Origin of the sequence: Candidatus Ponderosibacter sp. Uisw_141_02 (genome assembly GCF_048087665.1) — a bacterium.
In the GTDB taxonomy this organism is placed as follows: Bacteria; Pseudomonadota; Alphaproteobacteria; order Puniceispirillales; family Puniceispirillaceae; genus UBA3439.
The window spans coordinates 2184500-2198358 of sequence record NZ_CP159807.1 but is presented as its reverse complement, the minus strand read 5'-3'; the positions used below and the strand labels follow the sequence as shown (position 1 = coordinate 2198358).

The following is a 13859-nucleotide window of genomic DNA, read 5'->3' as shown; positions in this document are numbered from 1 at the left end:
ATCAGTTTTTTGCCGCTGCGGTAAAATCGGGAATTGATTCATCATTGATCATTTTGGCAATGGGTCTTGCGCCGCGCAATAGATGTGCTTTACCGTCAAGAACCATCACTTCGGCGGCGGGTGACCGGCTGTTATAGCTTGACGCCATGACCGCACCATACGCACCAGCCGACATTACCGCCAACGCATCGCCATTTGCCAGATTGGGCATATCGCGGTCAAGGCCAAGATAGTCACCGGTTTCGCAAACAGGCCCAACAATATCGGCCTTGCCGATTGATGGCTGTGGCGCGGTAATTGGCCAAATGGCGTGATGCGCTTCATACAAGGTTGGCCGCAACAGGTCATTCATCGCTGCATCGACAATGACAAACCGCTTATTATCGCCCTGTTTGACGTAAATAACCTTGGTCACCAGAACGCCATTATTGGCAATGATGGCGCGGCCTGGCTCGAAGCCAAGGGTAAAGCCCTGATCCTTGAAAAGACGTTCGACCAGCTTGCCATAGGCGGTGAAATCGGTGGGGCCAGCCATGTCATAATCAACCCCAATGCCGCCACCAAGATCAAGATTCGGCACCGGCATTTCGGCATTGCGCAATTCATTGGCAAGCGTCAAAAGCGCCGAATAAGCTGCTTCAAAAGGTGCGAGATTGCGAATTTGTGATCCGATATGAACGGCCAGACCGGCAGGCCGGATATGTGGGTCATCGCACAGAACCCGATAAAGGTCGCTTGCTTCGCGCTGATCAGTTGAGATGCCGAATTTGGTGTCGCGCTGACCGGTTGAAATTTTCGCGTGGGTTCCTGGATTGACATCAACATTCACCCGCAAGGCAACGGGTGCCACAACGCCCATATCGGCGGCAATCGCGCTAATCGCGGCAACTTCGGGAATCGATTCGGCATTGATCTGGCCAATGCCGCATGCCAATGCTTGGCGGATATCATCATCGCTTTTGCCAACGCCGGAAAACACCACAGATGCTGGATCAATTCTGGCGGCCTGCGCGCGCGCCAATTCACCCAAAGATACAATATCCATACCGCCGCCAAGCCGCCCGATAAGTGCCAAAACCCCAAGCGCTGAATTTGCCTTCATGGCGAAATGCACCTTGCCAGATACCGGTGCCACTGCGGCTTGAAACTGGGTAAAAGCCTCGGTGATGCCGGCGCCTGAATAGACATAAAGTGGCGATCCATGGGTTGCGGTAATTTCGGCAAGGGACAGCCCGTCAACGCATAGCTGTTGGCTGTCATCACGGTAAAAAGCGCACATAATGGCGATTGCTCCTAAAGCGCCAAATCTAGCTGGCTGGGGTTTCGGTCTGGCTTGCGGCCAGAATTTCAGATGGCCGATAAGGATCGCCGCGCTTGCCACAGGCGGCAAGGCCAAGCGTTAGCATCAGGCCGATCAGGCTGCCAAGAATGAGTTTGCGTTGCATAGCGACTCCTTTAACCGGATTGTTCTTGCTCTATTGAATGGCAAAACGTTGGCGGGCATCGGCAATTCTTGCGCGCACTTCATCAGGTGCGGTGCCGCCAAAGCTGGTTCTTGCTGCGGCTGCACTTGCTACCGATAGCAAGCCGATAATATCGGGTTTGATTCGTGGTTCGATGGCTTGCAATGCGTCAAGGCTCATTTCTTCAAGGTCAAGCCCTTTGGCCGCGGCTTCGGCAACAATGGCACCGCTGGCATGATGGGCTTCGCGGAATGGCATGCCAAGTTCGCGAACCATATAATCAGCCAGATCAGTGGCTGTCGGAAAACCGGTCGTCAATGCTGCCAGCATGGCATCTGGCTGCGGTGTCATATCGTGGATCATGCCGGTGGTTGCGGCAAGCGCAATGCCAAGCGCATCAGCCGCGTCAAACACCCCTTCTTTGTCTTCCTGCATATCTTTGCCATAGGCAAGTGGAAGCCCCTTTAACACGATCAGCAAACCGGTCAAGGCACCGATGATTCGCCCGGGCTTGGCGCGCACAAGTTCGGCCGCATCAGGATTGCGCTTTTGCGGCATGATTGATGAACCGGTAGTAAAGGCATCTGACAGGGCGATAAAGCCAAACCGGTCGGATGACCAGATCACCAACTCTTCGGCAAAGCGCGATAGATGAACCGAACAAATGGCGGCACTGGCCAGAAATTCAAGCGCGAAATCCCGATCCGAAACCGCATCCATGGCATTGGCAGCTGGCCGGTCAAAGCCAAGCGCGGTTGCGGTCATATGTCGGTCGGTTGGGAATGAGGTGCCAGCAAGTGCCGCCGCGCCAAGCGGTGATTCATTCAGCCGGCGTCTTGCATCGGCAAACCGTCCACGGTCACGCCCCAGCATTTCAACATAGGCCATAAGGTGAAACCCAAACGTAACCGGCTGGGCGGTTTGAAGATGGGTGAAGCCTGGCATCAATAAATCGGCATGTGCTTCGGCCTTATCAAGAAGCGCGCCCTGCATATCGGCAAGCGCATGATCAATCGAATCAAGCAGATCACGAACCCATAATTTGAAATCGGTTGCCACCTGATCATTGCGCGATCGTGCGGTGTGAAGCCGCCTTGCTGGTTCGCCAATGAGTTCGGCAAGCCGCGATTCGATATTCATATGGATGTCTTCAAGCGCTTCGGAAAACACAAAATCGCCAGCCTCGATTTCACTGGCAATCTGATCAAGCCCACTATGAATGGCGTGACAATCATCATTGGAGATAATTTTCACCGCGGCAAGCATGCTGGCATGCGCTTTCGAGCCGGCAATGTCCTGACGATATAGCCGCTTGTCATAGCTAATCGACGCATTGATATCTTGCATCAATTGCGATGGGCCGCTTGAGAAACGGCCGCCCCAGATGCTAGACTTTAACTCGTCTTGCGATGTTTTATCGTTTTTCGCCATGTTCACAACCAATAGAGTGGGAAAATCCATTGTCTTATACGCGGCTTTCGTCAAATTTTCAGCCAAAAACCGCATCTTTATTGCGACGTCAGCTTTTCACCGGCATAATCGGGCTTTCGGCATTCATGCTTTGGCCAGATCTGGCGGCGGCAATGACCCCGCCAGACGGCAAAGCCGCACCATCAATGTCGACGGTGATTCGTGATGAAAATGACAAGGATTTTCGCCTCGACTCGTTGCAAGGTCGACCGGTTTTGGTGAATTTCTGGGCAACATGGTGCCCGCCTTGTGTTGCTGAATTACCCGCCTTGGACAATGCTGCCAAACAGCTTGGTGATGATGTGACGCTGCTGCTGGTTTCGGTTGATCGTGGCGGCCGGCAAAAAGCCCTGCCTTTTTTGCAGGATCGTGGCATTACCCGCCCCTTAGTGGGGTTTGACCCCAAGGCAGCGCTTTCGCGCGAAATGGGGGTGCGGGGTTTGCCGACCAGCTTTTTGCTGAGTGCTGATCAACGCCAAAGCTGGGCCTATGTCGGGCCGCGTGAATGGGATTCGGCGCCGATAATTGCCGAAATTCGCAATCTGCTTCGCCTTGCCAATGTGTCGCCAGTGCCTTCACGCCAGATTAGCCAAGGTCATTTATTGGTGTGATTGCCAGCAAAAAGGCGGCATCGCAATGCCGCCTGATTGAATCTATGTCCTATTCAGCCTAAGTCTTGTTAGACCTGATCGGCCGTGCTGTTAGCCAAGCTCTTTCTCAAGTGCCGGAACGGCATCGAAAAGATCGGCCACCAGCCCATAATCGGCAACTTGGAATATTGGCGCTTCATCATCCTTGTTGATGGCGACAATGACCTTGCTGTCTTTCATGCCAGCAAGATGCTGAATGGCACCTGAAATGCCAACCGCGACATACAGATCAGGCGCAACAACCTTGCCGGTCTGGCCAACCTGATAATCATTGGGAACGAAACCGGCATCTACCGCGGCGCGTGATGCGCCAACGGCCGCACCAAGCTTGTCGGCGATTTTTTCAAGCATGGCAAAATTGGCGCCATCTTGCATGCCGCGTCCACCTGAAATCACAATCGGAGCCGATGTCAATTCAGGGCGTTCCGAACTGGACAGCTCTGATTTGACATAGGCTGATAAGCCGGCATCACTGGCACCGGCAACGGGCTCGATGGTGGCATTTCCGCCTTCGGCAGCCGCCGCTTCAAACGCCGTACCTCGAACGGTAATCACCTTAATGGCCTCGTTTGATGATACGGTTGACAGGGCATTGCCAGCATAAATTGGACGCTGGAATGTGTTGTCGTCGTCGATTTTGATAATGTCGGAAATCTGCATCACATCAAGCAGCGCAGCAAGGCGCGGCATGACATTTTTGCCGGCTGTTGTTGCTGCAGCCATCATATGTGAATAGCCGCCTGATAGACTTTGCATCAAAGGCGCAAGATTTTCGGCAAGTCCGTTTTCAAGGGATTTGTCATCAGCCACCAGAACTTTGGCAATGCCGGCAATTGAGGCGGCGGCCTTGGCAACATTGCCAGTTTGATCGCCTGCGACAAGAAGATGAATCTCGCCACCAATCTGGCTGGCGGCGCTGACTGCGTTTAATGTTACTGGACTTAGCTGGCCATTTTCATGGTCACATAGGATTAAAATGCTCATGGCTTAGATCACCTTTGCTTCGTTTTTCAATTTGCTTACCAATTCCTGCACATCGCCAACTTTGATACCGGCGGCGCGGGCGGCTGGCTCTTCAACCTTGACGATTGTTAGGCGCGGCGCAATATCAACACCAAGATCACCAGCGGTCAGGCTATCAAGCGGCTTTTTCTTGGCCTTCATGATATTTGGCAGTGACGCATAGCGAGGCTCATTCAACCGTAAATCAACCGTGACAATGGCTGGCATATTGATTTCGATATGTTCCAATCCGCCATCAACTTCGCGGATGACTTTGGCTTTATCGCCAGCGATTTCCAGCGCGGATGCAAATGTGCCTTGCGCCCAACCAAGCAAGGCAGCAAGCATCTGGCCAGTTTGATTGCAATCATCATCAATGGCCTGCTTGCCAACAAGGACAATGCCCGGATTTTCTTGCGCCACAACAGCTTTCAAAAGCTTGGCAACGGCCAGCGGCTCGATGTCATGTGGGGCTTCGATATGAATGCCGCGATCAGCGCCCATGGCAAGCGCGGTGCGGATGGTTTCCTGATTTTGTGCAGGCCCAATCGAGACAGCGATCACTTCGTCAGCCGTACCGGCTTCGCGAAGCCGCAAGGCCTGCTCAACCGCGATTTCATCAAAGGGGTTCATTGCCATTTTCACATTGGCAAGTTCAACACCTGATTGATCGGCTTTCACACGAACTTTGACATTATAGTCAATAACCCGTTTTACCGGAACCAGAACCTTCATTTCCATATCCTCCGCAATATTGTCAAAGCCACCCTAGGGGCGACGCCTATCAAAAACCTGTCTATTTCTGCCCTGAATTTTGCCCGGGACGCCATAATACGTCGGTCTTGCCATTTTCATTTAATCGGCGGGCAAGCACGAAAAGATGATCTGACAATCGGTTTACATAGCGCATCGCGTCATCATTGACGACTTCTTCGGCGGCAAGTTCGGTCATATGACGTTCGGCGCGGCGCATTACCGTGCGTGCCAGATGCAGCCAGGCCGAGGCTTGGCTACCGCCCGGAAGAATAAACGACCCAAGCGGATCAAGCTCGGCATTCATCATGTCAATTTCGGTTTCCAGTCGGGTCACCTGTTCGCTGGTGATGCGCAAGGCTGGCTTGTCGGTTTCCGGCGTTGCGATATCGGCACCAAGATCAAATAGATCATTTTGAATCCGTGCTAGCATCGCATCAGCATCAGCAATATCACCAGTGTGAAGCCGTGCTAGACCAATCACTGAATTGGCCTCGTCAACCTCGCCAAAGGCCGATGGTCGGCGCGCATGTTTTGAAACGCGCATGCCATTGACCAAACTGGTTTCACCAGCATCGCCAGTTCGCGTGTAGATCTTATTCAGCTTTACCATAATTACCTATCGATTCTATTTGCGTGGCATCACCGCAATCGCGGCCATGTGGGTGGGGTTAACCATTGCGGCTTCGATGCCACATCAAGCCCAAAATCAAGATTAATGCGATGGCCTGAAATATAATCCGGTATCGCATAATCCGGTTTGAATTTTTTACATTATAGGCACCACCGCGCGCCATTGTGATCACGCCCCAGAAAAGAATGCCAGCGACACAGAACAATGCCACGACAAGAATAATTTGGTCAAACTGCATGATGATCAGCATTCCTTGTTAAACGGGTCAATCCAGCGCGCCAGATCGGATTAAGTTTCTGCCTAAGCAAGCCGGCTTTCGCTATCTATTTTTACGCAATTGGTAGGGTTTATCAGATTTTTCCGATGGTGACGCCGTGACGCCGTGCCGCAGCAACAAGCGTGTTGCGTAACAGGCAGGCGATTGTCATTGGACCAACGCCGCCCGGTACCGGCGTGATGGCACCAGCCTTTTTTGCCGCTGCGTCAAAATCAACATCGCCGGTTAGCCGAAACTTACCCTCTCCGCGTTCAGGGGCTGGCACCCGATTAATGCCAACATCAATGACGGTTGCACCTTTTTTGACATGGACATCGGTAATCATTTCAGGTCGTCCGACAGCGGCAACAAGAATATCGGCTTGCTGGCAGAGTGACTCCACATCCTTGGTGCGCGAATGGGCGATTGTCACGGTACAGCTCTCACCAAGAAGCAATTGCGCCATCGGTTTGCCAACAATATTTGACCGGCCAACAACAACAGCGTGAAGCCCTGATAAATCGCCTAATTGATCGCGAAGCAGCAGCAGACAACCAAAAGGCGTGCAAGGCACAAGCGATTCCTGACCTGTTGCCAGCAGGCCAGCATTGACCACATGAAACCCGTCAACATCTTTATCTGGACGAATGGCATTGATCACCGCATCAGCGTTGATCTGATCGGGAAGCGGTAATTGCACCAAAATGCCGTCAACCATATCATCTTGGTTCAAGGTTTCGATCAGGGCTAGCAAGCTGGCCTCGTCAGTATCACAGTCAAGACGATGTTCAATTGACCGCATGCCAGCAGCGGTTGTGCGCTCGCTTTTGTTGCGAACATAAACCTGACTTGCCGGATTCTCGCCAACAAGAACAACAGCAAGGCCGGGCACTTGACCGGTGGCCTTGGCAAAGACTTCAACCTCGGCTGCCACTTGCGTGACCAGTTTTTCTGAAAATGCCTTGCCGTCAATTATTTTTGCATCTGTCATGCTCATATGCCTTTTTGGGTCGCGCTTATCATGCGGTCATTGTGACCCAGTTGGTAACGCCTATCCTGTTATACTGCTTTGCAAAAGATTACGCAGGAATTGCGCCAAAAGAAACAACACAATCGGGCTGACATCAAGCGCCCCAAAATCGGGCAAAATCCGGCGTACTGGCCTTAATAATGGTTCATGGATTCGGGCCAAAACATCAATGATCATCCGCACAATCGGCTGCCACGGGTTGATGATCTTAAAGGCGATCAACCAGCCTGCCGCAAGATAGGCAAGCAAAGTCCAGATATAAAGATTGATGATCTGGTCAATGAGGATGGCAAATGCATACATGAATATCGACTCGTCATGGTTTCAACGGTTTGGCTTGGCACTTATGCGCCGTCAGCACCGCACTATAATCAAAACCGATTGGCAAAGACAATCTTTCATTCACGACTGGCCTTCATTCGCGCCTGGCCTTCATTCGAGACCGGGCAAAGGCTTTGGTTTGGCTTTTTTTTCTGCCATCGCCAAAACAGCAGATTGTGTTAAAAAGCAAAGCCTTGAAAGCCCCTGCCTATTCGCCTACATCTAGGGCATGAAACAGGATCACACAACATCGCTCAAACCTGCCGGACCTAAACCCCACCAGACGGGTCGCCAGACGGGTCGCAAGATTGGTTGGGTGATCGCCGCGGCTTTGTTATTTCTTGGGCTTGCGGCTAGCGTGTTTTTGATTTCTGATCAATTCGCCCAAAAAAACACAATCGGCATTCCGCAGTTTCAAGATAATAACATCGAACTGATTGATCAAAACGGCATTGTGCGAAATCAAGATGATTTTGCCGATCGGCCGATCGCGCTGTTTTTTGGCTTTACCTATTGTCCAGATGTTTGCCCAACCACTTTGACAACACTTGCCACTGCACGCGATGATCTGGAATCGGCGGGTATTGATACGAAGGCGCTGCAGATTTTATTCATCACGGTCGACCCTGAGCGTGATACGCCAGAACAATTAAAGCAATATCTTGGCCTGTTTGATGCCAATGTTACCGGCCTAACCGGATCGCCGGATCAGGTGCGTTCGGTGTTGCAACAATTCGGCGTCTATGCGCAAAAGAATGATCAGGGCGATGGGAATTATCTTTATGATCACAGCGCGGCAGTATTTCTATATCGTGATGATGGCAGCTTTAAGGGTACGATCGTTCATAATGAGTCGATTGCCTTTGTCACTGAAAAGCTGAAATCGATTCTGTAAACAGCCGTTGGCTGTGACGATATTGACCGTTTGGATTAACCAAACGTAGCATTCACATAAAAATTGTAATTCATTTCTTTTTAACGATCTTGAAGTGATGATGCGGTGTGGCAAGTTTAAGACTGGCAGCCTTAAACCGAACGCATGCGGTTTGTCGGGCAATCGAACTTGGCATCAGCTAACGCCACACTGGATAACAGTTAGCCAGATTACATCAAGTTAGATTATGTCTAGCGAGACTCTGGGCAAAATCTGCAATGAACCGGCATGATTTAAGGCAGCCATAAATGAGGATAAGGCCATCCGATTAGATGGCCTTGCCCCGATTGGGTTGTCAAAACAGGTCTGGCCGTTGCTAGTCGCCGCGATTTTGCCGATTTGCGACAAGATCATCAACCACCGCCGGATCGGTCAAGGTTGATGTGTCACCTAGCTGATCATATTCATTGGCGGCAATTTTCCGTAAAATGCGTCGCATGATCTTGCCGGACCGCGTTTTCGGCAATTGTGGTGCCCATTGCAATAGGTCGGGTGTCGCGATGGGGCCAATTTCTTTGCGTGTCCATTGGCGCAATTCGGTGGCCAGCTGATCATCAGCAACCGCATCGGCAACCAAGGTGACATAGGCATAGATTCCTTGCCCTTTAATATCATGTGGATAGCCAACAACCGCGGCCTCGGCCACTTTTGGATGTGCCACCAAGGCCGATTCAACTTCGGCTGTTCCCATCCGGTGGCCGGATACATTCAACACATCATCAACACGGCCGGTGATCCAGAAATAGCCGTCCTGGTCACGGCGGGCACCGTCACCGGTGAAATAGCGACCCGGGAAGGTGGTGAAATAGGTTTCGATGAATCGCTGATGGTCGCCATAGACGGTTCGCATCTGGCCGGGCCATGAATGGCCAATACATAAATTGCCATCACTGGCACCATCAAGAATATTGTTATCACCATCAACAAGAACTGGCTGAATGCCGAAAAAAGGTTTGGTTGCCGAACCGGGTTTGGTGGCGGTTGCCCCAGGTAGAGGCGTAATCAGAATGCCGCCTGTTTCGGTTTGCCACCATGTATCGACAATCGGGCAGCGTTTTTCGCCAACCACATTATGATACCACATCCATGCTTCGGGATTGATCGGTTCGCCAACCGACCCAAGAAGCCGCAAAGATGATCGGTCACAAACCGTGACAGGCTTATCGCCTTCGCGCATCAAGGCGCGGATGGCGGTTGGCGCGGTGTAGAAAATATTGACCTTATGTTTTTCGACAACACGCCAGAATCTAGAACTGTCAGGATAGGTTGGCACACCTTCAAACATCAAGGTTATCGCGCCATTGGCCAATGGCCCATAGACGATATAGCTATGCCCCGTCACCCAGCCAACATCGGCGGTACACCAATAGATATCACCATCATGGTAATCAAAAACGTATTGATGCGTCATCGAGGCATAGACCATATAGCCGCCCGTGGTGTGAAGAACCCCCTTTGGTTTGCCGGTTGATCCTGATGTATAGAGAATGAATATCGGGTCTTCGGCGTTCATTTCTTCGGTGGGGCAATCGGCCGAGGCGCTCGCCATGGCCTCGTGATACCAGACATCGCGTCCGTCAACCCAGTCAATCTTGCCGCCGGTTCGCTTGACCACAATCGCGGTTTTGCAATCGGGGCAATTGGCCAAGGCTTCATCGGTATTGGCTTTTAATGGAATTGGCCGTCCACCACGAACCCCTTCATCGGCGGTGATCACCATTGTTGACTCGCAATCTTGAATCCGGCCAGCAAGCGCATCTGGCGAAAAGCCGCCAAAAACAACCGAATGCACAGCGCCAATCCGCGCACAAGCCAGCATCGCCACGGTGGCTTCGGGAATCATTGGCATATAGATGGTGATCCGGTCGCCTTTTTTGGCGCCATTTGCCTTTAACACATTGGCAAATTTACACACTTCTTCATGCAATTCGCGATAAGTGATATGGCGGTGCTGATCGGGCTCATCGCCTTCCCAGATGATGGCTGTCTGATCGCCGCGGGTGGCAAGATGGCGGTCAAGGCAGTTAGCCGCCGCATTTAACGTGCCGTCAGCATACCATTTGATATGTAAATCTTTGGCGTCATAAGATACGTCGCTGATCTGGTTATAGGGCTTGATCCAGTCAATGCGCTTGCCATGCTCGGCCCAGAATTGATCGGGATTGGCAATCGAATCTTGGTAAAGGGCGGCATAGCCATTCGCGTCAATAAGTGCCGATTTTGCCAAATCTGCGCTTGGCTCAAAGATCATGTCCTGTTCCATCGAAAGACTCCTTCAACAATGCTTTACGGGCCTTATATCTCGGCCTTATTTTTGGTTTTGGCCTGCTTGATGCTGCTTGCCAGCCGGTTTTTACGTAATCTCATTCAAAATTATTATCGCAGCCGGTGAGAATCGGCAAGGCTTGCGACAATGACGGATGGTTAAGCTGTTGGGTCTTCGCCATGTTCAAGCTGGTCAATCAGCATTTCGCCAGCGGTTGAATCGGCAAGATCAAAAACTTTGCGGCTAATTGCCATGGCAAATCCGGCGCGCGCCATGGCACCAAGCTGGCGTTGCCGACGTTGCATAATGGCATCGCGGTCATCATCATCATTTCGCCGATGATCAAAAGGGCCAATTCGGCGGCGGCGGGCAAAGCGGCAGGCGGCAAGCAACTCACCATTTGCAGCATGTTCATCAGCCACGTCCAGTGCCGCATCAATCACATCATCATCAAGCCGATGCTGGCGAAGCCGTTGACGGATGCCAAGCTGCGAGCGACCTTGCCGGCGGTGGCTTCGCGCCTGTGATTGGGCAAAGGCGTCATCATTGACATAGCCAAGCGTCTGGCAGCGTGTCACGGTTGCATCAATCGCGGCGGCAATGTCATCGGGATCATGCTGATCAAGCTTGCGCGTTGCAAACCGGCCAAGCACGTCGCGCAGCCGGTGTTGCGAGCTGGCATAGCGGCCGAGATAATCAACCGCCTTATTCATCAATCTTGTTTCGATAGGTGCTTTTGCCATGAATATGAAATGATGCTTTTCGGTTGCTGGGGCTGCGCCCAAAATCAGTCAGATTGGCCATATGCCGCCGACAAGGGTAGGCGGTTTTCGGATGAAAGGCAAAAGCTGCCCTTTGCCCCATTGCGCCAAATCAGATTGCGGCCTATTTTGACCGCATGACCGATCTCGATTCAAAAACAAATACATCATCATCTGCCAAAGCAGCCTCGGCAGCCCCCCTGTTATCATCGGTGCATGAATTGCGCCGTCCGGTTTATATTGGATCGGTGAATTGGGTTGGTCTTGGCATGCTATATCAACGCGAAGTGCAGCGGTTTTTGAAAATCGCCACACAAACGCTGGCGGCACCAGTCATCACCTCGATTTTGTTTTTGATGGTTTTTTCAGTGGCGATTGGTGAGCGCGCCAGCTTTGCTGGTGACATTGATTTTGTGACATTTCTCGTGCCGGGCTTGGTGATGATGAATGTTCTTCAAAATGCTTTTGCCAATACATCATCTTCACTTGTTGTCTCAAAAGTGCAGGGTAATATTGTTGATTTACTAATGCCGCCTTTGGGGCCGGGTGAATTGCTGTTTGGGCTGGCCGCGGCGGGCATGACGCGCGGTCTTTTTGTTGGCATCGTAACGGCGTTTGCCTTGGTCATTCTTGGTGGTGGCACGTTGCCACCGCATCCAATGATCGCCATTGGGTTTTTAATTCTAGGTGCATTTGCCCTGTCTTTTGCTGGTATTCTAGCCGGAATCTGGGCCAATAAATTTGACGAATTGGCGGCCATTACGAATTTTGTTATCCAGCCGCTGACCTTTTTATCGGGAACCTTTTATTCGGTTGACCGCCTTCCTGCGCCATTTGATGTGATTGCCAGCCTGAATCCGATATTTTATGCCATTGACGGGTTTCGCTACGGCATGATCGGGATTGCCGACCGGCCACTTATGACCGGCTTTTACTGCCTTGTTGCGGTAAATGTCGTTTTGGCCATTTTATGTTATAAGGCCTTGCGTTCGGGCTATCGCTTGAAAAGCTAGCATTGCATACTGACCATTAGCAAAGACGATTAGGATAGGAATCACCATGCCAGCCGAAGAGTTTGAAAACGGCATTTTGCCCGTACAGCATCTTGAACAGGCGATCCATGACGGTGTTATTGCCGCCGATCGCCCGGTTGAGGAAGGCCAGCTTCAACCTGCCAGTCTTGACCTGCGGCTTGGCCGTGAGGCATGGCGGGTGCAAGCCAGCTTTTTGCCGGGCCAGCATATGACCGTTGCCGACAAGCTGGCGCAATTTGGCATGCATAAAATCGACCTCAGTGATGGCGCGGTGCTGGAACGCGGTTGTGTGTATATTGTGAAATTGCAAGAGCGGCTTCGCCTTCCGGTGGGCATTTCCGCCATGGCAAATCCAAAAAGCTCAACTGGTAGGCTTGATATTTTTACCCGCCTGATTACCGATGGTGCGCGTGAATTTGAATCGGTTGCCGACGGCTATGAAGGCCCGCTTTATGCCGAAATTTCGCCGCGCACCTTTTCGGTTTTGGTGCGGGCCGGGTCGCGCTTGTCGCAATTGCGGCTTCGGCGTGGCATCAGCGCCCCGTCTGATCTGTTAATGGAGTCACTGCAATCAACCGTCGGTTTGGTTCATGGTGCCGACCGAACTGATATTCGTGATGGTGTTGCCCTTAGCGTCAATCTTGAACCAGATGTCAAAAGCGGCATGATTGGCTGGCGCGCGCGCAAACATGCTGGTCTGATTGATATTGATGCGCCAGCAAGCCAGCCGGTTGACGCTTTTTGGGAACGCGTCACCCCATCTGACCTTACGGTTGGCGGGCTGGTTTTGAATCCTGATGAATTCTATATTTTGGCAAGCCGTGAATTTGTGACTGTGCCAAAAGATCATGCTGCCGAGATGCGCGCCTATGATACAAGAGTTGGTGAATTTCGCGCGCATTATGCCGGATTTTTCGATCCTGGCTTTGGCATGGCCGAACTTGGTGCCGAGGGAACGCGCGCCGTTCTCGAGGTGCGGTCGCATGATGTGCCATTCCTGATTGAACAGGGTCAAACGGTTTGTCGGCTGGTTTATGAACCCATGGTATCAGTGCCGGCAACGCTGTATGGCACTGGGGGATCAAACTATCAATCACAAGGGCTGCGATTGGCCAAACATTTTATTCAGGACTAACCAATTGGCGGTTGGCCATTTATTGGCTGATATCTTGACAATTGTTCCGAAAATCGCGAGAGTTGCGGCCTGAATCGAGTGCCAATGGGCGCTTGCAGGGGCCACCAACGGAGATATTGCGTTGGTGGTTTGATTTTTGGGTATGAATTT

At 51.7% G+C, this 13859-nt stretch carries 15 protein-coding genes; 4 read left to right on the top strand and 11 right to left on the bottom strand.

Annotation, left to right across the window (positions count from 1 at the left end):
* Position 1: 1 nt before the first annotated feature.
* From lysA to argH, 3 genes are read right to left on the bottom strand one after another with little or no spacing between them, the layout of a single operon-like run.
* Positions 2–1279 (bottom strand): diaminopimelate decarboxylase, encoded by a 1278-nt coding sequence (gene lysA / locus ABXT40_RS10825; RefSeq protein WP_443645609.1) that lies wholly within the window; start codon positions 1277–1279, stop codon positions 2–4.
* A gap of 28 nt (positions 1280–1307) precedes the next feature.
* A complete protein-coding gene (gene lptM / locus ABXT40_RS10820; protein ID WP_443645608.1) occupies positions 1308–1445 on the bottom strand; it encodes an LPS translocon maturation chaperone LptM in 138 nt (45 codons plus the stop codon).
* A gap of 30 nt (positions 1446–1475) precedes the next feature.
* On the bottom strand, positions 1476–2894 hold the full coding sequence (argH, locus tag ABXT40_RS10815) for an argininosuccinate lyase (RefSeq protein ID WP_443645607.1): 1419 nt from the start codon (positions 2892–2894) through the stop codon (positions 1476–1478).
* A 125-nt stretch (positions 2895–3019) separates the two neighbouring features.
* Here argH and ABXT40_RS10810 point away from each other — a divergent pair, with 125 nt between their 5' ends.
* Positions 3020–3544 carry a TlpA family protein disulfide reductase gene (locus ABXT40_RS10810; RefSeq protein WP_443645606.1) on the top strand — a complete coding sequence of 175 codons (525 nt, stop codon included), beginning with the start codon at positions 3020–3022 and terminating at the stop codon, positions 3542–3544.
* Between the two features lie 90 nt (positions 3545–3634).
* Here ABXT40_RS10810 and ABXT40_RS10805 read toward each other — a convergent pair whose 3' ends face one another.
* The 6 genes from ABXT40_RS10805 to ABXT40_RS10780 form a co-directional block, all read right to left on the bottom strand.
* The gene (locus tag ABXT40_RS10805; protein ID WP_443645605.1) at positions 3635–4567 is read right to left on the bottom strand and encodes an electron transfer flavoprotein subunit alpha/FixB family protein; all 933 of its coding nucleotides are present in this window, start codon (positions 4565–4567) and stop codon (positions 3635–3637) included.
* 3 nt (positions 4568–4570) lie between these two features.
* Positions 4571–5320, bottom strand: a complete 750-nt coding sequence (locus ABXT40_RS10800) for an electron transfer flavoprotein subunit beta/FixA family protein (protein ID WP_443645604.1) — start codon at positions 5318–5320, stop codon at positions 4571–4573.
* Between the two features lie 61 nt (positions 5321–5381).
* On the bottom strand, positions 5382–5951 hold the full coding sequence (locus tag ABXT40_RS10795) for a cob(I)yrinic acid a,c-diamide adenosyltransferase (RefSeq protein ID WP_443645603.1): 570 nt from the start codon (positions 5949–5951) through the stop codon (positions 5382–5384).
* Positions 5952–6009: 58 nt separating this feature from the next.
* Positions 6010–6210, bottom strand: coding sequence for a twin transmembrane helix small protein (locus ABXT40_RS10790; protein WP_443645602.1), 201 nt, complete (start codon positions 6208–6210; stop codon positions 6010–6012).
* A gap of 112 nt (positions 6211–6322) precedes the next feature.
* Positions 6323–7219 carry a bifunctional methylenetetrahydrofolate dehydrogenase/methenyltetrahydrofolate cyclohydrolase FolD gene (gene folD, locus ABXT40_RS10785; RefSeq protein ID WP_443645601.1) on the bottom strand — a complete coding sequence of 299 codons (897 nt, stop codon included), beginning with the start codon at positions 7217–7219 and terminating at the stop codon, positions 6323–6325.
* A gap of 60 nt (positions 7220–7279) precedes the next feature.
* Positions 7280–7561, bottom strand: coding sequence for a YggT family protein (locus tag ABXT40_RS10780; protein WP_443645600.1), 282 nt, complete (start codon positions 7559–7561; stop codon positions 7280–7282).
* A 247-nt stretch (positions 7562–7808) separates the two neighbouring features.
* Between ABXT40_RS10780 and ABXT40_RS10775 the strand changes: the two genes are divergently transcribed.
* Entirely contained in the window at positions 7809–8474 is a 666-nt protein-coding gene (locus tag ABXT40_RS10775; protein ID WP_443645599.1) for an SCO family protein, read from the top strand.
* Positions 8475–8829: 355 nt separating this feature from the next.
* Here ABXT40_RS10775 and acs read toward each other — a convergent pair whose 3' ends face one another.
* Both acs and ABXT40_RS10765 read right to left on the bottom strand, forming a co-directional pair.
* Complete coding sequence (gene acs / locus ABXT40_RS10770) at positions 8830–10776, bottom strand: acetate--CoA ligase (protein ID WP_443645598.1); 1947 nt, start codon at positions 10774–10776, stop codon at positions 8830–8832.
* Positions 10777–10937: 161 nt separating this feature from the next.
* The gene (locus tag ABXT40_RS10765) at positions 10938–11522 is read right to left on the bottom strand and encodes a regulatory protein RecX (protein ID WP_443645597.1); all 585 of its coding nucleotides are present in this window, start codon (positions 11520–11522) and stop codon (positions 10938–10940) included.
* Positions 11523–11677: 155 nt separating this feature from the next.
* Between ABXT40_RS10765 and ABXT40_RS10760 the strand changes: the two genes are divergently transcribed.
* Both ABXT40_RS10760 and ABXT40_RS10755 read left to right on the top strand, forming a co-directional pair.
* Positions 11678–12553 carry an ABC transporter permease gene (locus tag ABXT40_RS10760; protein WP_443645596.1) on the top strand — a complete coding sequence of 292 codons (876 nt, stop codon included), beginning with the start codon at positions 11678–11680 and terminating at the stop codon, positions 12551–12553.
* Positions 12554–12599: 46 nt separating this feature from the next.
* A complete protein-coding gene (locus tag ABXT40_RS10755) occupies positions 12600–13709 on the top strand; it encodes a 2'-deoxycytidine 5'-triphosphate deaminase (protein ID WP_443645595.1) in 1110 nt (369 codons plus the stop codon).
* The last annotated feature ends 150 nt before the right edge of the window (positions 13710–13859 follow it).